At 56.7% G+C, this 18,930-nt stretch carries 15 protein-coding genes and 1 tRNA gene; 4 read left to right on the forward strand and 12 right to left on the reverse strand.

The window, feature by feature from the left end:
- Nucleotides 1-225: 225 nt before the first annotated feature.
- From ACFQT0_RS21930 to ACFQT0_RS21945, 4 genes are all read right to left on the reverse strand, one after another.
- The gene (locus ACFQT0_RS21930) at nucleotides 226-585 is read right to left on the reverse strand and encodes a Smr/MutS family protein (RefSeq protein WP_380205210.1); all 360 of its coding nucleotides are present in this window, start codon (nucleotides 583-585) and stop codon (nucleotides 226-228) included.
- Complete coding sequence (locus tag ACFQT0_RS21935) at nucleotides 545-2,671, reverse strand: endonuclease MutS2 (RefSeq protein ID WP_380205211.1); 2,127 nt, start codon at nucleotides 2,669-2,671, stop codon at nucleotides 545-547. The genes ACFQT0_RS21930 and ACFQT0_RS21935 overlap by 41 nt, the downstream gene beginning before the upstream one ends.
- 95 nt (nucleotides 2,672-2,766) lie before the next feature.
- Nucleotides 2,767-3,522, reverse strand: coding sequence for a TIGR02757 family protein (locus ACFQT0_RS21940; RefSeq protein WP_380205212.1), 756 nt, complete (start codon nucleotides 3,520-3,522; stop codon nucleotides 2,767-2,769).
- A 175-nt stretch (nucleotides 3,523-3,697) separates the two neighbouring features.
- A complete protein-coding gene (locus tag ACFQT0_RS21945; protein ID WP_380205213.1) occupies nucleotides 3,698-4,675 on the reverse strand; it encodes a LysM peptidoglycan-binding domain-containing protein in 978 nt (325 codons plus the stop codon).
- 301 nt (nucleotides 4,676-4,976) lie between these two features.
- Between ACFQT0_RS21945 and kdsB the strand changes: the two genes are divergently transcribed.
- The gene (gene kdsB, locus ACFQT0_RS31725; RefSeq protein ID WP_449272080.1) at nucleotides 4,977-6,185 is read left to right on the forward strand and encodes a 3-deoxy-manno-octulosonate cytidylyltransferase; all 1,209 of its coding nucleotides are present in this window, start codon (nucleotides 4,977-4,979) and stop codon (nucleotides 6,183-6,185) included.
- Between the two features lie 46 nt (nucleotides 6,186-6,231).
- On the opposite strand, the gene ACFQT0_RS21960 is transcribed toward kdsB, so the two are convergent.
- From ACFQT0_RS21960 to gap, 3 genes are all read right to left on the reverse strand, one after another.
- On the reverse strand, nucleotides 6,232-6,576 hold the full coding sequence (locus ACFQT0_RS21960) for a translation initiation factor (protein ID WP_380205214.1): 345 nt from the start codon (nucleotides 6,574-6,576) through the stop codon (nucleotides 6,232-6,234).
- A 34-nt stretch (nucleotides 6,577-6,610) separates the two neighbouring features.
- The gene (locus ACFQT0_RS21965; protein WP_380205215.1) at nucleotides 6,611-7,483 is read right to left on the reverse strand and encodes a diacylglycerol/lipid kinase family protein; all 873 of its coding nucleotides are present in this window, start codon (nucleotides 7,481-7,483) and stop codon (nucleotides 6,611-6,613) included.
- A gap of 137 nt (nucleotides 7,484-7,620) precedes the next feature.
- On the reverse strand, nucleotides 7,621-8,628 hold the full coding sequence (gene gap, locus ACFQT0_RS21970; protein ID WP_380205216.1) for a type I glyceraldehyde-3-phosphate dehydrogenase: 1,008 nt from the start codon (nucleotides 8,626-8,628) through the stop codon (nucleotides 7,621-7,623).
- Between the two features lie 309 nt (nucleotides 8,629-8,937).
- On the opposite strand from gap, the gene ACFQT0_RS21975 reads away from it, so the two are divergent.
- A tRNA-Glu gene (locus ACFQT0_RS21975) sits at nucleotides 8,938-9,009 on the forward strand.
- A gap of 607 nt (nucleotides 9,010-9,616) precedes the next feature.
- Here ACFQT0_RS21975 and ACFQT0_RS21980 read toward each other — a convergent pair.
- The 3 genes from ACFQT0_RS21980 to ACFQT0_RS21990 are packed head-to-tail and all read right to left on the reverse strand — an operon-like array spanning nucleotide 9,617 to nucleotide 15,700.
- The gene (locus ACFQT0_RS21980; protein ID WP_380205217.1) at nucleotides 9,617-12,613 is read right to left on the reverse strand and encodes a type I restriction endonuclease subunit R; all 2,997 of its coding nucleotides are present in this window, start codon (nucleotides 12,611-12,613) and stop codon (nucleotides 9,617-9,619) included.
- A 10-nt stretch (nucleotides 12,614-12,623) separates the two neighbouring features.
- On the reverse strand, nucleotides 12,624-13,982 hold the full coding sequence (locus tag ACFQT0_RS21985; RefSeq protein WP_380205218.1) for a restriction endonuclease subunit S: 1,359 nt from the start codon (nucleotides 13,980-13,982) through the stop codon (nucleotides 12,624-12,626).
- Nucleotides 13,982-15,700, reverse strand: a complete 1,719-nt coding sequence (locus ACFQT0_RS21990; RefSeq protein ID WP_380205219.1) for a type I restriction-modification system subunit M — start codon at nucleotides 15,698-15,700, stop codon at nucleotides 13,982-13,984. The genes ACFQT0_RS21985 and ACFQT0_RS21990 overlap by 1 nt, the downstream gene beginning before the upstream one ends.
- Nucleotides 15,701-16,132: 432 nt before the next feature.
- On the opposite strand from ACFQT0_RS21990, the gene ACFQT0_RS21995 reads away from it, so the two are divergent.
- Nucleotides 16,133-16,579 (forward strand): hypothetical protein, encoded by a 447-nt coding sequence (locus tag ACFQT0_RS21995; protein WP_380205220.1) that lies wholly within the window; start codon nucleotides 16,133-16,135, stop codon nucleotides 16,577-16,579.
- A gap of 201 nt (nucleotides 16,580-16,780) precedes the next feature.
- The gene (locus ACFQT0_RS22000) at nucleotides 16,781-17,074 is read left to right on the forward strand and encodes a helix-turn-helix domain-containing protein (protein WP_380205221.1); all 294 of its coding nucleotides are present in this window, start codon (nucleotides 16,781-16,783) and stop codon (nucleotides 17,072-17,074) included.
- 349 nt (nucleotides 17,075-17,423) lie between these two features.
- Here ACFQT0_RS22000 and ACFQT0_RS22005 read toward each other — a convergent pair whose 3' ends face one another.
- Nucleotides 17,424-18,566, reverse strand: coding sequence for a hypothetical protein (locus ACFQT0_RS22005; protein WP_380205222.1), 1,143 nt, complete (start codon nucleotides 18,564-18,566; stop codon nucleotides 17,424-17,426).
- A gap of 46 nt (nucleotides 18,567-18,612) precedes the next feature.
- Nucleotides 18,613-18,798 carry a hypothetical protein gene (locus ACFQT0_RS22010; RefSeq protein ID WP_380205223.1) on the reverse strand — a complete coding sequence of 62 codons (186 nt, stop codon included), beginning with the start codon at nucleotides 18,796-18,798 and terminating at the stop codon, nucleotides 18,613-18,615.
- Nucleotides 18,799-18,930 lie beyond the last annotated feature (132 nt).

Genomic DNA, 18,930 nt, shown 5'->3' on the forward strand with positions numbered 1-18,930 from the left:
GATTAATGCCCGTCATGCAGAGCGCAGCGAAGCATCTTTACCGCGCAACTATTCTAATCGTCTGTCATGCTTACGAAGTAAGCATCTTATCAGGTCAGAACCAATCGTTGAAGCGTGACAGGATGCTTCGCTCTGCTCAGCATGACAAACGATTAATTGAATTACTTCCCCGGTAAAGATGCTTCGCTGTACTCTGCATGACTTTCAGAAGGTGTTGTCAACTCTTTACTTCAGCACCGCAATGGTCACACCGTCCCCGCCCCTGTCGGCGTGCTCGTCGCCTACGCTGGCCACGGCGCGCTGCGAGCGCAGGTAGTCGCGCACCACCTGGCGGAGTACGCCGTTGCCGCGGCCGTGCAGGAACTTGATTTCGGGCATGCCCAGCATCACGGCGTCGTCGACGAAGCTCATGGTTTTGGTGAGGGCATCTTCGGCGCGCTCGCCGCGTAAGTCAAGCGTTGGGCTGAAACCGGCCATGCGGTCGGTGATGTTCACGCCGTTGCCGCCGCCGGAACTGCCGCCGCTGAGTTTCGACTTCTTCGCTTTAGCGGCCTGCTCCCGCTCGCGGATTTCGGCGCGGCCCAACTTCTCGAGCCTGGCTGAGCTTGGTCAGGGTTTTCATGCCACCGAACATGACTTCGGCGGTGTTGCCCTTCACGCTCACCACTTCGCCGTGGCCTTCCTGGCCAAACAGGGCCACTTTGTCGCCGGCCTGCAGGGCGCCGGCTTCGGCCCGCTCGCGGGTGGCTTTGGGCTTGGGTGGCTCAATTTGCAGCTCGGTGCGCACGAAGGTTTCCAGCTTCTCGCGGGCCTGCTTGTTGATTTCCTTGTCGGCTTGCCCGCGGCGGATTTCGCCAATGGTGGCCTCGATTTGCTGGTTGGTATTCACCAAGAGGGCCTTGGCCTGCTGCTTGGCGGTGCGCAGGGTTTCGAGGCGGGTGTCTTCGAGGTGCTGCTTGAGGTCGGTGTACTCCTGGGCGGCGCGCTTGAGGCGCTTTTCCGCTTTGGCAGCTTCGGCGGTGCGGGCTTCCAGCTCGGTTTTCTCTTTTTCGAGGCCTTCGAGCAGGCGGTCGTAGCGGATTTTGTCTTTGCCCACCAGCTGCGTGGCACGCTCCACTACGTCCTTGGGCAAGCCAATTTTACGGGCAATTTCGATGGCAAACGACGAGCCCGGCTTGCCCACTTCGAGGCGGTAGAGCGGCTGCAGCTTCTCGGGGTCGTAGCGCATGGCGCCGTTCACGAGGTGCGGCGTGCGCTCGGCAAAGTTCTTCAGGTTGGTGTAGTGCGTGGTGATGACGCCGTACACGCGGGCCTTGTTGAGCTGGTCGAGCACGGCTTCGGCGATGGCGCCGCCCAAGCTGGGCTCGGTGCCGGTACCAAATTCGTCAATTAACACCAAGCTTTTCTTGCCCGCCAGCATCATAAACTGCTTCATGGCCAGCAAGTGCGAGGAGTAGGTACTCAGGTCATTTTCCAGGCTTTGCTCGTCGCCAATGTCCAGGAAAATATCCTCGAACACCCCGGCTTCGGAGTTGTCGGCGCAGGGAATGAGCAGGCCCATCTGCAGCATAAACTGCACGAGACCCACCGTCTTGAGCGACACCGACTTGCCACCGGCATTGGGGCCGGAGATGACCAGAATGCGCTGCTCGTGGTTCAGGCTCGAGGTCGAGCGGGACCACTTCGCGGGGTCGCCGTTTTCGCGCTTGTGCTGGGCAAAAGCCAGCTGCAGCAGCGGGTGGCGCACGCCGTGCCACTTCAGCAGCGGCTTGTTGTGCATCACCGGCAGCTGGCAGTCGAGGCTTACGGCCAGCCGGGCCTTGGCACGAATGAAGTCGATGAGACCCAGGTAGGAATACGCCCGGCGCAAGTCCGGCAGGTGCGGGCGCAGCTGGTCGGTGAGGGCCGTGAGAATGCGAATCAGCTCGCGGTGATAGGCATTGTCGAGGTCCTTAATGTCGTTGTTGAGCTCAAAAACGGCTTCCGGCTCAATAAACACCGTTTGGCCCGAGGCCGACTCGTCGTGAATCAGGCCCTTCACCTTGCGCTTGTGCTCGGCAATGACCGGCAGCACCAGGCGCCCGCCCCGGATGGTGGGCTCGGCATCGCCGGGAATCCAGCCCTCATTTTTGGCGTGGCGCAGGATGCCGGCAATCTGCTTGCGCAATTGGCCCTGGCGCGCAATCAGCTCCTGCCGAATCTGGCGCAGCAGCGGCGAGGCGTCGTCGCGCACCAGGCCTTCGTCGTCCACCACTTTGTCCATGGCCGCCAGCAGGTTGCGGTCGACTTGCACCCCGATGCCCAGCAGGCGCAGCGTGGGGTACAGGCCGGGGTCGGCTTCGGTGAAGAACGTGAGGGCCTGGCGGATGGTCCGCAAGCTCATCTTCACCTCAAAAAACGCGGCTACGTCGAGGTAAGCCCCCGGCAGCGCGGCACGGGTGAGGTGGGCCTTGGGGTCGTAGTAGTGCGAGGCGGGGAAGTCGGCGCCCGAACGGAGCAGATAGGTAAATTCGTCGGCCTGTTGCAGCAGCTTCAGCAGGGGCTCGTGCTTGGTTTGGAACTCCATGCGGGCCACGTACTGCCGGCCCAGGGCGGAAAGGCAATTGGCTTCGAGCTGCTCGCGCAGGGTAGTGAAGCCGATTTTTTGTTCGAAGTGTTGGGGTAACAGCAAGTAAGTAGTCTTTCGATATTCAGGATAGGATGCGAAGGTAAACACCCGGTGGGCCCAGAAAGATTCGTTATTCAGGCCACGAATGTAGGTTTCCGCTAGGCTTTGTCGACTCCCGCGCCAAACAGCGCAAAGTCGTACTTCACCGGGTCGGTCGGGTCGAGCAAGCGCAGGTTGGCCGTAAGTTCCTCGGCGGCTTGCCAGTCTACCAGCTTGCGGGTGAGCAGGCCCAGCGGGCGGGCCTGGCGCTCCACGTGCAAATCGATGGGCATGATGAGGTCGGCCATCGACAGCTGGGTCCAAAGGCCAAAATCGACGCCGTGGCTGTCGCGGCGCACCAGCCAGCGCAGGTACATGTTCACGCGCTTGCAGGCCGAGCCGCGGGCCGGCGTGGCCACGTGCTTGCGGGTACGGCCGGGCGCATCGGGCAAGCTGAAAAATGCGGTGTGGAAATTCTCCAGCCGCTCGCGCTGCGTAGCGCCTTGCAGGAAAGCAGTTTCCAGCGAGTCGTACTGCCCGTAGTACCAGCGCAGCCAGTGCACGAAGTACAGCAGGTCGGTATCGCAGAAGGTGCGGTGGCAGAAGCCGAGCAGCCGCTTCAGGTCCTCGTCGTGGTGCTGGGTGATGAACTGGTACGGCGCGTCGTTCATGCGGCGCAGCAGCTCGTTGCACTTGTTGATGATGGTGGGCCGCTGCCCCCAGGCCAGCAGCGCCGCAAACAGCGCACTGATTTCCACGTCCTGCCGCTGCGTGAAGCGGTGCGGTATCTGGATGGGGTCGTTGGCGATGAACTCCGGGCGGTTGTACCGCTTGTATTGCGCATCAAGCTGCTCGCGAAGTTGGGCTATTTTCAAGGCTGGTGGCAGAGGGTGGTAAAGAAACAGGCTGGTTAAAAGAACGTCATGCTGAGCGAAGTCGAAGCATCTCGCGTGTGGTAGAAACTCAATCGATTGAATTACTTGAGCACGCGAGATGCTTCGACTTCGCTCAGCATGACGTTCAGTTTGCCGGGCAATGACGCTGGGCTGCTTACTGCGGAATGTAGTTGGTTTCAACCCGGAAGCGGGAATCGGCGGTGCCCAACTTCTGCATGGCTCGCGGCGAGAGGCGCACCAGAATGTTGTTGTTCTCGCCCGTATCGGGCAATTTACCGATGACACGCACGTACACCGACTGGCCGTTCATGCTGTTGCGCACCTGCATGATGGTGCCCACGGGCGCCGTTTTGTGCAGGGCCAGGTATTTATCGGTCACGCTTTTGTCGATGGGCGCACCCAGGCCGTTTTCCACCACACGAGCCAGTACTTCGCTGGCGCGGCTGGGGGTGCGCTCCTCTTTGTCGTTATCCTGCTTTTCGGCGGGCGCGGCGGGAGTTACCGTGGCTACCTGGGCGGGTTTGTCGGGCGCCGGGGCCGGGGTTTTAGCGGCCGGTTCGGGAGTTCTTTCGGGCTCGGCGGCGGCAGGCTTGGGAGCCGGCGCGGCAGCAGCTACCACAGGCGCACTTTCCGCAGCAGCTAGAATCAATTGCTGGCCCACGCGCACCTTCCCGTTGGCTGGGAGGCTGTTGAGCTTAATCAATTCCTCGGGCGTGAGTTGAAATCGCCGGGCAATGCCAAACAAGGTTTCGCCCTTGGCCACGGTATAGCGCGCCGGCACCGCGACCGCCGCCGAAGCAGGTGCCGCCGCGGTTACCACTGCAGGAGCTTTAGCAGCCGCCGGAGCAGCCGCACGGCCCGCAGCGGGGCGCGGCACGTACACTATTTGCCCGATGCCCAGGCCGTTTTTAATCTGGGGGTTGGCCGCGTTGAGCTGGTCGAGCGTCACTTTGTAGCGCCGCGACAGGGCCGACAAGGTTTCGCCGGCCGTGATGCGGTGCTTGACAAAGCGCTGGCCGCCGCGCACTTCCTGGCCAATAGAATCGTTGGGAGCCGCTTTCGAAGGGCTGCTTTTTCCGGGACCGGGGCCGCCGAGGGCCAATAATGTGAGAAGCGAGAGAATTACAGTCATAAAATACACCTTGCGAAATCCATACCACCCCCGCCCAGGGAACCAGCCTAGACGCTAGCAATGACAAAATAACGCAAAAACCGGCGGGGAATTGGCGCCCGGCGGTATTAAATAGCTCAGGTTAAGGAAAGGTCTCCTCTTTTATGTAGAAGGAATAATCTCGCCGAGGGAGCTCAGCAACGGGCAAGCGGGACCAGAGCGGCTGGCTCCGTTTGTGCTGGGCCCAACGCCCACAACCGCCTTATGGCCTTTCTTTGAGTTGGTTTTCGGTCTTTCTTTCGCTTGCTCTTCTTCGGTTATTATGGTCCTCGGCCTCATTCCTGCCCGTTTTGCTTCCACGCGCCTGCCCGGCAAACCGCTGGTTGACTTGGGCGGGCTCAGCATGATTCAGCGCGTGGTGCTGCAGGCCCGGCAGGCCAACCTGGCCCGCGTGGTGGTGGCCACCGACGACGAGCGAATCCGGCAGCACGTGCTGGACTTTGGGGGCGAGGCCGTGCTCACCCACCCCGACCACCCCAGCGGCACCGACCGCCTGTGGGAAGCTTTCCAACTGCTCGGCCAGCCCGCCGACGTGCATTGCATCGTGAATATTCAGGGCGACGAACCCTTCGTTCACCCCGCTCAAATCAATGCACTGGCCGATTTCTTCGCCGATGCCGCCACCGCCCCCGACATCGCCACGCTGGTGAAGCCGGTGGTGTCGGAAGAGGAATTGTTCAGCCCGCACCTGCCCAAAGTGGTGCTCAACCAGCAGGGCCAGGCCATGTATTTCAGCCGCCATCCCCTGCCCTACCAGCGCCAGCGCGGCACGGCCGAGTGGCTGGCCCACCACCGCTACCTGCGCCACCTGGGCCTGTACGCCTACAAGCCCAGCGTGCTCGAGCAGCTCACCCGGCTGCCCGTGTCGCCCCTCGAAGCGGCCGAAAGCCTCGAGCAGGCTGCGTTGGCTCGAAGCCGGCTTCCAGATTCGCTGTGCCCTGACGGAGCTCGACGCCTTTGGCATCGACACGCCCGAAGACGTGGAGAAGGCCCGGGCCCGGCTGGCGGTTTAGGCGTCGGCGCGTTTCACAATCTTTTCTTCGGGGCTGATTTCATGACGCTCGTCGCGCATTTCCTTGGAAAGGAAATAGTTGAGCGCCGTCCGGATAACGGCAATAGCGCCCAGCTTGCCAATCTGCTCCCAGCTCGGGGCAATGGCCGTGGAAAGAATATCGGCCCCCAGCTGAAACTCGAGCGCCAACGCCAGGTAGCGCGCCAGCGTGAGCCGAATGGCCGTGAAATCGGCGGTCTGGCGCTTGGCCACGGCCTTCACCAGCAGCCACCCCGCGCTGAGGATGCCCAGCGCAATAATGGTCGCGCCCACCGTTTCGATGCCCAGCTTGAGCCACTGCACACTCTGGATGACAGCGGTTTCGGCCTGCCCGTGCACCGACTCAACGTTGCGGGGAGCTTCGGGAAGGGAAATAAATTGGAGCATCGGGGCGGATTACGGGGTTCGGTAGGGCAATAAGCAGAAAATTGAGCCAGCCCAACTGCTGGAGTTGAGCGGACGGCAATCAGCCTCCAGCCTTTTTGGCCTTATAGCCTTCTTTCACCAGCACCTCCAGCACCTTGTCGCGGAAGTCGCCCTGCACCAGAATCTCGCCGTCTTTGGCATTGCCGCCAACCCCGCACTTGGTCTTGAGCAGCTTGCCCAGGGCCTGCAAATCGGCATCGGTGCCCACAAAGCCGGTGACGAGCGTGACCTGCTTGCCACCGCGCTGCTTCTTGTCGAGCTGCACGCGCAGCTGCTGCTGTTGGGCCGGCAGCGTAGTCGTCGCTGCGGGCTCGTTGGTTTGGTAGGAGAAGTCGGGGTTGGTGGAATACACCACGCCCTGCCGTTGGTTTTTATCAGCTTTCATAACCGCAAGAATAGTCACACATCAGGTAAGCAGCTCAATTACACGGCAACCGCCAAGGCCAGCGGCAGCAGCTCAACTTCAAACTCAGTGGCGTGCCCCAGGTAGTCGCCATCGACGTGAAAACCGATGGGCGCCCGGGCCGTGACGTGGCCCCGAGGCACCGAAAATACTCGGCCGCGTTGGATTGGGGCAGGTTGCCGAGGGCCATGCCCAGGCTCACCTTGAGGGCCCGCACCACGGGCAGCGCGTCAATCAAACACACGTCGAGCAGGCCATCGCGCAGGTCGGCGCGGGGCGCGATGTAGGCGTTGTTGCCGTATTGCGAGGCGTTGGCAAAGGCCAGCACGTAGCAATTGGTTTCTTCTATCCGGCCGTCCAGCTCAACGCGGACCGGCACGGGCCGATAAGAGCGGTACTCCCGCAGCGTGACGCGCAGGTAGGTGCTCAGGCCGCGTGAGCCAGCTTGGGCAAAGTGCTGGCTCACGTGCGCATCGAACCCCAGCCCGGCCGTGCAAAAGAAGGGGTGGCCGTTTATCACCCCCACGTCCATGCGGCTGAAGTCGGGCGTGGCCAGCCGGCGCAGCGCCGCGGGCAGGCCCAGCGGCACTTTGAGGTGGCGGGCTAGGCCGTTGCCGGAGCCCTGGGGCACGATGCCCAGGGCGGCCGTGGTGCCCAGCAGGCCGCGGCCCACTTCGTTGATGGTGCCGTCGCCCCCTATCGCTGCCACTACTTCAAACCCATCGGCCGCAGCCATGCGGGCCAGCTCCACGGCGTGCCCGGCGTACTCCGTGAGCCGGATTTCATAGTCGCCCTCGAGCGCACCGAAGTGCCGGGCAATCAGCGCCGGCATGTCGTGGTGGCGGCTGGGGCCGGCGGTGGGGTTGAGGATAAAGCAGGTTTTGGGCATGGGCAACGCCCAGCACGTGCTTGGCGATTGGAAAGTGTAAAAAGCACCCGGGCAGCAGGACGCGGTAGCCGCACAAAAAACGCCGCCCGCCCCGCCACGAGTGGCAAAGCGAGCGGCGTAGTTTACGGGCGCAGCAATTAACCGTTCATCTGCTCGCCGAGCTTCTGAATCAAGTCAGCCGTACGGGTCGAGTAGCCGAATTCGTTGTCGTACCAGCCGATAACCTTGGCCAGCGTGCCGTTGGCAGCGGTCAGCTCCGAGTCGAAAATGCAGCTGTGGGGGTTGCCCACGATGTCGATGCTCACGAGCGGGTCGGTGGCGTATTCGATAATGCCTTTCATGGGGCCTTCAGCCGCAGCCTTCAGGGCAGCGTTGATTTGCTCCTTGGTCACTTCCTTTTTCAGGATAACGGTCAGGTCGGTCATCGAGCCATCCGGAACGGGCACGCGCATGGCCAGGCCGTCGAGCTTGCCTTTCAGTTGGGGCAGCACCAGGCCTACAGCCTTGGCTGCGCCGGTGCTGGTGGGGATGATGCTGTAAGCGGCGGCGCGGGCGCGGCGCAGGTCCTTGTGGGGCGCATCCTGCAGGTTCTGGTCGGAGGTGTAGGCGTGCACCGTGGTGATGTAGCCTTTCTCAATGCCAAAGGCATCGTCCAGCACCTTGGCCATCGGGGCCAGGCAGTTGGTGGTGCAGCTGGCGTTGCTCAGGATGGTTTCTTTGCCGGTGAGGATGTCCTCGTTCACGCCGAGTACGACGGTGGGAATGTTGCCGGTAGCCGGGGCCGAAATCACCACTTTCTTGGCACCAGCCGTGATGTGCTGGCCGGCGCCGGCTTCGTCTACGAAGCGGCCGGTCGACTCGAGCACCACGTCCACGCCCATTTTGCCCCAGGGCAACAGCTTGGGGTCGCGCTCGGCCAGGGCGGCAATGCGCACGCCGTTCACGGTGAGGCTTTCCTCGTCGAAGCTCACGCTGCCATCGAAACGGCCGTGCACGGAGTCATACTTCAGCAGGTGAGCCAGCGTCTTGTTGTCGGTCAAGTCGTTGATAGCGACAATTTCTACGTTGTCGCGGCCCAGTAGCGACTTGAAAGTGAGACGGCCAATGCGGCCGAAGCCGTTGATGGCGACTTTGATTTTTGCCATTGGAAAACAGGAAAATAAGTGACTGGCTGCCACACTAGCAGCCGGTTGAAACGCGGGGCGAAGATAGCAGCCTAACGTTGGTTCGCTAATATCGTCTGATAGGAAAGCCTCTACGGATTCCCTCCCAATTCGTCTTACGCACCGGAAAGCGGCTTCTAATTCAAATGGACTTCCGAAATCCCCGAAATGAGCCGACCAGAAATTTTTATACCTGAAAAACAACACCCTTTGGTTGGCTCAGGACTTTTTTTGCACGCTGACTTGCACGGAAAGGTGCGCGCCGTATCTTTGCACCACCAAAACAAACACGGTCCGTTCGTCTAGGGGTTAGGACAGTAGATTTTCATTCTACCAACAGGGGTTCGATTCCCCTACGGACTACAAGAAAAGCCCTTCACGGTATCGTGAAGGGCTTTTTGCTTTATCGTAGTATCGCTGGAGTATCGGCACCCAAACAGAGGTTGGCAAAAGAGGGGTAATTGGGCCTGCCCGATTTGTTGCCTCAGCTACCTTGGTGCTAGAGTCGCTCAATTTCCTCTAATGTGGGTTTAACTCTATCCGAATCGGAAGCTGGAAAAAATTTGCCAGGATTTTTTTCGAATGCTCGCGTTTTGCCCCTACCCTTCCGACCTATGGGCTTTGCAGCCATTTCCAATCGCCAGACTGGAACCCGCATTTCACCTGGGGGCCTGGCAATATCATCTAAACCGACGGGGGAGGAAGAGGGGGCGGATACATCAACCTTAAAAGGCCCTAAAAAGCACCAAATAGGCCATTTTACACGCTTCACATAAGTTTGGTCCGTATGTATCATCGTTTCAAACGCTAGCAACATGTTTTTTGCGGTTCGTTACCTGCTAGCAGAAGCCACATAAGTAGCCATCACAGGTGCGAAAGGGTACCAGAAGGTACCGTAGAACAGCATTAAAGAACGCAGAAGGACCGCTACAACTCGTAACGGTCCTTTCATCTTGCATCCAGGGCAGAACTATACCGGTGCTTTCCGCAGGGTATCGTACACTCGCTTCAGCATCCATTCCTGAACCATGCCGCCGAAGTCCTTATCGGCGAACAGGCGGTTGAAGATGCCTTCGTTCTGGTCCCGGCGCTCCAAGAGGAACTGTCGGTACATGTCGTCAAAGCCGAACTTGAAGTTTTCGATGGTGTTGGACTGGGCCTGCTTACTGAGCAGCGCATTGGAGACTAGGTCCTTTTCTATCTGGTCGAATAGAAGCTTGTCGGCATCATCGAACTCGGTACCAAAGCGCTCGTTCAGGACGTGGATAATGGCCGATAGCCGCTCCTTTTCTTCCTTGGCGCGGCGTAGGCCCGCTTCGCTGGTAGGGTCTAGCTCGGCGGTCTGGTCCTTCTCGGGTTCGAGGTTGGTGGTGCCGATTTTTTGCAGGCGGTAGTACTCCAGGGCTACTTCGTCGTTCAGCACGAAGGTGTCACGGTCACGGCTGGCGGGGAGTTTGGTGAGCAGCAGGCGGCCGTAGGCGAAAAGCTTCTCCAGCTCGGCATCGGTGAACGGCATCACCTGGGAAAGGTAGGCGTAAAGGCGCGTAAAGCTGGTCAGGGTGTGCTTGAAGTCATCCTTCACCTCTTCGTCCACGATGTAGCCGTAGCGTTGCACAGCGGGGTCTAGAAAGCCATTTAGCTTGCCTTGGTCCGTAGGAGTCAGGGAGCTAGCAGACTTGAAGTACACCAATGCAAGGGCGTTGACCTCTTCGGTGTAGATAACGTTTTGTTGCTCCAGGCGGGCCTTGAGGTCGTAAAGCAAGTTCGGGTCCGGGCTTTCCTTCAGGTAAGTGACTTCGTAGTAGGGTTGGAAGGAATCCAGGATGGTTTCAAGGTCGTTAGCGAAGTCCAGCACGAAGGTGTCTTCCTTGCCGGGGCTGGTGCGGTTCAGGCGCGAGAGGGTTTGCACGGCCTTCACCCCGCTCAGTTTCTTATCTACGTACATGGTGTGCAGCAGGGGCTGGTCGAAGCCGGTCTGGTACTTATCGGCCACTAGCAGCACCTGGTAGTCGTCGGTAGCAAAGGCTTCGGGTAGCGCTTTTTCACCGATACCGCTGTTCATCTTTGGCTCGGTGTACTCCAGGCCGTGGTCGTCCACCACCTTGCCGCTGAAGGCCACCAGGGTCTTCATATCGGTGTAGCCTTTTTGCTTGATGTAGCGGTCAAACTCCTGCTTATAGCGTACAGCATGCAGGCGGGAACTTGTTACCACCATTGCTTTGGCCTTCCCTCCTATCTTGTGCCGTACCACCTGCCGAAAGTGTTCAACCATCACTTCGGTTTTCTGGGCCAGGTTGTGAGGATGAAGGCTCACGAAGCGGGCAATAGCCCCCGTGGCTTTCTTCTTGTTTAGCTCAGGGTCGTCATCGATAGCTTTGCTAACCCGGTAGTAGGTATCGTAGGTGGTGTAGTTGCGCAGCACGTCCAGGATGAAGCCCTCTTCAATGGCTTGGCGCATGCAATACAGGTGAAACGGTTTGTGCTTACCATCGGCGGTGGGCTGGCCGAATACCTGGAGCGTTTTGGGTTTGGGCGTGGCGGTGAAGGCGAAAAAGCTCAGGTTAGCTTGTTTACCGCGTGATTCCATCACCCGCCGGATGTTGTCCTCGGCCGTATCGTCCACGTTGGCGGTGTCGGCTTCGTCGGCGGCAGCTTGCTCCAGGGTGCGGCCGGTAAGTACCTGCTTCATCTTGGTGACGCCCTCCCCGCTCTGGGAGCTGTGGGCCTCATCTACTATCACGGCGTACTTACGCATGGGCAAGCCCGCAACCTTCTCCACCACGAAGGGAAACTTCTGAAGGGTGGTGATGATGATGTTGGTACCGGCCTGAAGAGCGGCGGCGAGCTGGGTGCTGTCCTTCTCTATCTTCTGAACAACTCCTTGCTTGTGTTCAAACTGATAAATGGTGTCCTGCAACTGCTGGTCCAGCACACGGCGGTCGGTGATGACGATGACTGAGTCGAACACGCGCTGGGCATCGGCGTTGTGCAGGCAGCTCAGGCGGTAGGCCAGCCAGGCAATGCTGTTGCTCTTGCCGCTTCCGGCCGAATGCTGAATCAGGTAGTTATGCCCAGCTCCTTGCCGGTGGGCATGACGCGCAAGGCGGCGCACGGCATCTAACTGGTGGTAGCGGGGGAAAATAAGACTGTGCTTCTCCAGTATTTTCCCCTCCAGGGTCTTCACCTTCTCGGTCTGGACATGGAGGAACCGGCCGACGATGTCGAGGAAGGTATCCTTGCTCAGCACATCTTCCCATAGGTAGGCGGTGCGGTAGCCCTGGGGGTTCACCGGGTTGCCCGCGCCGTTGCCGTTGCCTTTGTTGAAGGGCAAGAACCGCGTCTTGGTCCCTGCTAGCCGGGTCGTCATGTAGACTTCGTCGGGGTCTACGGCAAAATGTACCAGAGCACGGCGGCGGAACTGAAACAGCAATTCCTGCGGGTCCCGGTCGTTTTTGTACTGGTGCTTGGCATGGTTGACGGTCTGGCCGGTAAGGTGATTCTTCAGCTCCATCGTCACTAGGGGAATGCCGTTCAGGCTCAGCACCAGGTCCAGTGACTTCTTGTTTTGCTGGCTGTAATAAAGCTGGCGGGTAATGCCCAGCCGGTTCAAGCCGTATAGTCGCTCGGTGTCGGGGTTCAAATTGGTTTCCGGCTGGAAGTAGGCCAAGTGGTACTTCACGCCAAAGTCGGTGATGCCGTTGCGCAGCACGTCCAGTGGCCCGCGTAGCTCCAACTCCTTCTGGAGGCGCTGGAGCAACTTGCTAGCGGCCTGGCTGCCGTGGGCGTTCTCCGTCTTCTTCCAGGCCTGCGGCTGGGTAGTTTGCAAGAACTGAAGCACTTCGGCGGGGAACAACGCCGTTGCCGGGTCGTACCCATCGGCCGGAAGCACGGAGTAGCCGCCGTTGGTGGACAAATGATGTTCCAGGGCCTCTTCAAAGGCCTTTTCAGTGTGAATTACGGCGGGCATACCGGGTAGATTAGCCGAATAGTTCGGCGGTAATGGAAGCAGCAGGTTCGTATTGGCGCACGTCTACCTGGCCGGTAACGGCTTCGGCGATGAGAGCGGCGCGGTATTCTTGGAGGAGATTTATTTCCTTATTGATTGTTGAAACTGTCTCGGAAATACTGGCCTCTTTCGCACAAATGCGCTCCACTATGTAACGTTGCTCTGCATCCGGGGGAACTAGTATCTTAAACTCAGAAAATTGAGCCTGACTTAGCATTGGTACCGCCGTTGATGTGTTAAGCATGTCAACGATTTTAAGCACATAATTAGAGCGCAAGTACCAGTACAGAAATTCGCCATGTATGGTACTATCTTTCAGCAGGATGAGACTTGGATTTATTGTAGCAGGACCACTTAGCTCTTTGACATAGGCCACTTTACCAAGTGTGCCACGCTGGGCAACAATAACGTCGCCAACTTCAATCATGATTTCAGGTGACTCGTAATACTTCTCCCAACTGATATAATCGGGATTGGAGACATCCATAATATTATTCCTGATGTGTTTACCTCCCACAGTTAGAGCGCCTTCACCAGGCCCAACTAAATCAGAAACCTGATAACCTTTGAAACCAACCCTGCCTTGTAAGCGGCACACATTTTTCAACCGCTTCACCTCCCAATGCGCGGGCACCTTGCCTAACCAATCAATCCCCGAGTCGCGCAGTGGTGCAGAGGCATTCAGGCCTTTGGTAACGGCGTGGTCGATGAGCGCTGCTCGCTCTTCCTGAAGCAGCGCAACCATCTGCTGCTTCTGGGTGATGAGTTGGTCTACCTGGGCGGTTTTGTCATCTAGGAAGCGCACGATGGAGCGTTGTTCTTCAACGGAAATCGGAAACCATACCGGCATGTTCCCAAGCTCGGTAGCAGTTATAGCTGGGTAACTGACGCCGGTAGAAAATGCAGAAATAGTATCTACAAATCCTTGATTGATAATTAAATAAAATAGAAACCTTTTGTCTACCTCGCTACGTGCAGTGAGGGTTGCAAATCCAGTGGATGCCACAAGGTCACTGATTTCAACTTCAACTTGTGCAATTGCCTTCAAGTAAGTTCTTACAGTGGAAATCAGTATATCGCCCTTACCGACTATTCTCCTGGCGCGTGAAGGAGACTCCTTAAAAGTTGTGGTATCGCCAGCGTAATCGATGTTACCCAACGTTACATTACCGATGTCTAGGTAACGAAAAGTGTATGTTTCATCAGTCGTCTCGGGCAGGGTTTTAGCATTTATATCTGCTATATGTTTCAGGCGGCTGAAGCCCCAGCCGGATGGAACTTCCTGCATCCATTCTATCCCTGTTGGCTTGTATACTTCGTAACGCTCCATTAGGCTTCAATTACTTGGTTCAACAACCCTTCCGTCTGCGTCTCTAGGCGCATGATGTCGGCGCGGATGTCCTGGAGCGACCTCAGTGGCTGGTACTCGTAGAAGTAGCGGGTGAAATTAATTTCGTAGCCCTCCTTGGTTTTTGTCTCGTCCAAGAAGGCATCCGGTACATGCGGAAATACCTCCCGCTTGAAGTAGGCATCGGCGTCCTCCAGCAACGGCACGTTCTCGAAGTCGCGCAGGCTACCATCGGCCTTGGGGTTGCCCTTCTTATCGGTAACGGGGCGGCCCTTGTCATCGCGCTGGGGTCGCTCCACGGTCAGGCGGCGGTAGCCAAAGGCCTCATTCGGGAATACTTTACAATGCTCACCATCCTGGAATTCTCCATATAGTTGAGTTATCTCAGCAAGTTGCCCCTCGGTGATGATGTTGCGTTTGTTGCCCAGGCTTCGGGTCATCTTCTGCGAAAAGCTAACGGCGTTGAGTAGTTGCACCTTGCCCTTGCGCTCCAGGGCCTTGCGGTTGGTCACAATCCAGATGTAAGTCGCGATGCCAGTGTTGTAGAATAATTGGTCCGGTAGGGCCACGATACCTTCCAACATGTCGCGCTCCAACAGCCAGCGGCGGATTTCGCTCTCGCCGCTACCAGCAGCACCGGAAAATAGTGGTGAACCGTTGAACACGATTGCGAGGCGGGTGCCCTCGGCCGTGTTCTTCATCTTGCTGGTCATGTGCTGCAAAAACAGCAGGGACCCATCGGAAATACGCGGTAGGCCCGCCCCGAATCGGCCTGCGTGGCCTAGCTTTTCATGCTCGGCCTTAATAACCTTCTCGGCCTTCTTCCATTCCACGCCAAAAGGCGGGTTGGACAGCACGTAGTCGAATTTGGCATCCGGTAGCTGGTCTTGGGTAAAGCTGTTACCAAGCTTGATGTTGTCGGCACGGTGTCCCTTGATGAGCATGTCGGCCTTGCAGATTGCGTAAGACTCAGGGTTCAGCTCCTGGCCGAATGCCTCCAACCGGGCTTCATCGTTAAGCTCGTGCAGGTACTCTTCCGCCACCGACAACATGCCACCAGTACCGCAAGCCGGGTCGTAGATGGTCTTCACGATGCCCTTCTTGGTCAGGATGTCGCGGTCCTGCAAGAACAACAGGTTTACCATCAGCCGGATTACTTCCCTAGGGGTAAAGTGTTCACCGGCGGTCTCGTTGCTACTTTCCGCGAACTTCCGAATCAACTCCTCAAAGATGTAGCCCATCGCCAGCGGCGAAACGGTTTTCGGGTGCAGGTCGATTTCCTGGAATTTCTTCAGCACCATGAAGAGCAAGTTAGCCGAATCCAGCTTTGTTATCTGGTGGTCGAACTCGAAATGCTCCAGGATTTCGCGGGCGTTCTGGGAGAAGCCGTTGATGTAGTGGCGCAGGTTAGCAGCCACGTTGTTGGGGTCACTTATCAGGCGCTCGAAGTCGAAAGGGCTGTGGTTATAGAAGCTTAGGCCGGACTTCTGATTCAGTACCATCTCGGCCATCTCGGGCGGCAAGTTGGCGGTGCGAGGGTACTCGGCTAGTACAGCGGCTTTGGTAGGTGCTAGCACTGAATCGAGTCGGCGTAGTACCGTTAGCGGCAGGATAACCTTGCCATAATCGGCCTGCTTATAATCACCACGTAGCAGGTCAGCCACGGCCCAGATGTGCGCGGCGTATTGTTTAAAATCCATTTTTTTATAATGCAAAAGGCCCCGATGGTAGTACGGGGCCTTGAAAGTACGCGGGTGCTAGCGAATAAGCAATTCAACGCTTCACGGCTACCGGCAGCATTTTCAATACAGGCAGTCTTCCTCCAGAAACGACAACTGGTCTTTTCGCGGCTGGCCCGGCATCCTGAACCTGGGGTCCAGAGGCTTATCTGTCCTTGAGAAGGTAAGCTTGGGGCTGCTAGCAAAGCTGAACCTAACCACCGAAAAGCTTCTCGTATCGAACCAATACCGTAGCGGCGGTTGGTGGCAGTAAGGACCTGGTCGGGATGAACAACTGCTACGGGCCATATATCAAAGGTAGACGTTGCGCTTGCTGGGGTTAATGCCTATCGGGGCCTATATATTTGCTGGGTATGATTTTCAACAATTTCTAATTCCAGCTTACCTTTTTAGATGAAAAGAGCTTTTACAACCAACCTCCTTTCGGCCGTGCTATTGTGTGTCAGCCTCGCTAGCTGCGGCGACAAAGAAGATGCGAAGCCCAAGGAACACGATGTTGAGGTACGTTTCCAGGCAACCGCTATACCTAGCAATTACACAGGCCAATGGTATGTAGAGGAAAACGACGGAAGCGGTGCTACCACTACATTCGCAACCAACCCCAACAGCACGGAATCACGCATCCACAAGGCTTCACGGGCTAAAGTCAAAGGCAATGAAATTGAGGCCATGGTTCGCTTGTCACCGGTAACATCCACGGCGACCCTTTCTGTCAGCACTAGTATCAAAGCTGATGTTGTAGTGGACGGTGTAGTGAAACAGACTATAATGGTTGACCGCAATACACCTGCTGACCAAAGCGGTGACCGTGAACGCTCAGTGTTGCTCAAGCTCGAATAACACAACGGTAAGGTCTGGCTTCAAACCCTACCTGAGCAGCATGGCGTGTTCGATGGCAATAGGTAGCCAGGGGTAAAAGATGTTCTAAGGCGGTGCATAATAAGGATGAGGATGCCGGTGGCTAAGTCCTGGCGCGTAGGGTAACAATTCCCGCAACGAGTCCTTACCTTAGTATCACTCACCTAAAACGGAACAATTCCAATGAGCATCACCCTGAACGCCTCCGAGTTACAAGCCATAGTTGACCAGATTGTAGCAGCCCTTACCCCTACGTTCCAAAAGCGAGTTGAGGCAACCGCAAAAGCATCCGGTGAAGCTTTGTATTGCCTAACCGTTGAAGGAGTCGCTAAACGCTTGGACCGCGATGCAAAGACAGTCTTGAAGTATATCCGCGAAGACAAGATGCGGGCTGCTAACATTGGAACACGTGAAAAACCTCAGTACCGGGTATCGGAAGCGGATTTCGCTGAGTTCTACCGCCTACACCGTAAGTAGAGCGAAGTCAGGGTGCGGAACGTCCGTAGAATCAAGTAACAACATTACACCCGTAGCTAAAAAGCAAAACCCCGGTAGCAATACGCTATCGGGGTTTTTTGTTACCACTGCTTACCTGGTTCTTCAGCGTCACCACCGTGCAGCACTTCGCTATTCGTCTTTGGTGCGTTACCCTACGCTCAAAGGCAAAGCCCTTGCGGGCCGCTTCGTTACCGAGGTTGTTCTATATTGATGGGTAGCGAAATCATTGATGCTGACGCATGATTTCTACCGGGGCTTGGAATTGTTGTTCTTTTAATTATTCGTACCCTTTACCGTAATTGTTATCGAGGGTCTTGGGTACGAAAGGTTAACTAAAATAATCTATCCTCGCCATCCGTTCAGGGGTTGGGGTACCGTGAAATTCATGCGCATACTTGCGGAACAAACAAGTCCAATCCGAACCACCAGGGGCTTTAACATCCGTGCGGATGTAGTCTAGGTGGTCAAGGTCCTGAGATTTACCGTAGGTGACATATCGCCATACTACCGTTTTAGCTTCGGTGCGCTTGCGGTTGTCGGTGGCGTCATCGTTAGCGTACACGGGCTTTAGGTAAAGCGGGGCATCGGAGAATTGTTGAAACTCTATGAGGGCAACCGTAGCCGTCTTCTTGTTGCGGTTAGCATCGTAGGTAACGCTTCCCAACAAACGGAATTTGAAGGTATCGCCCACAGATACACGGAAAATATTGCCCATGGTATCGAAGTTGGTCAGGTCTTCCAGGTAGATGAGGTGCTTGCTCATGTATTTGCTGCTCAGCTTGACTTCTACGCGCTCAACATCAAGGCTCATGTCGAACCCGTTGGCTCTGTAGTAGTCATTGATGTAATCTTTCCCGCTTTTCTCTATGATTTCGGTGGTTTTGTTGTACACCACCACCTGCTTCCCACTGGCGTCCTTGCCTTTAACGCCAGCACCAAACACGTACGTCTTACCAGATAGCAGACTGCAATGCAGGCGGCCTCGCATCGGACCAAATTGAGGGTTTGGGTTGTGCTGGATGAAGGTGCTATGCCGGTACATGTTGCTAAGCTGCGGCAGCAATGCTGTTGCTGCTTGGAAGTCAAATGCTATTTCCAGGTAGCTTACGCTAACGAAGCTCAAGGGCAAATGCTGCTCTATCTGACGTAAGTAATGAAGCCAGCCAGGGCGGGAATAAAACACGCTGTTCTGAAACTCCAACTTGATGCTTCCGGCCTTGCCATACTGGCGACAGTTGGTGCTGAGATTGGCAACGTAAACGTTGTCGGCCCAAACTTCAAATGAATACATGTAGTACTTCTCCAGCTTTTGGACTTTGCGGAGCAGCAAACCTTTGTTTATTTCGTAAACGTTGCCTTTTAGCGCGTATTTACTAATGATATACTCGTTTGAAAAAGCAAGATTTTTAAGGGTGTCGGACGTGCTAGCGAGTTGCAAAGCCAGCGCGTCAATTGTGAGGGTAAATTTCAACTATTGTTACATAGAAGCCGGGCATGGGTAAGGCCTGGCTTTTCTATTATTCAGCCTGTTTTAGGGGCTGTTCGGAGGCGTAAGCCTCAAGGTATCGGCGTAGTATTGCCGATAAAGTTTCGTGGCGCTGGCGGGCGGCTTCTTGAGCCTTATAAAGCAGATGCTGGGATAAACGAAATTTGGTTACTGCATCGTGACGGTTATCGGTGGTGGTGGTGAAAAAGTGTTTCATGTCTTAGGGGCCTCCATCTTAAATAGGCCCTGTGGCCACAAGCATATCCTTTTTTCCCAGCCAGGAAAACCGATTTCCGGTAATTCACTGGTTACCAACGCAAGGAAATATATTGTCACCTGAGTTAACCGG

Source organism: Hymenobacter humi (genome assembly GCF_042665855.1).
GTDB classification, from domain to species: domain Bacteria; phylum Bacteroidota; class Bacteroidia; order Cytophagales; family Hymenobacteraceae; genus Hymenobacter; species Hymenobacter humi.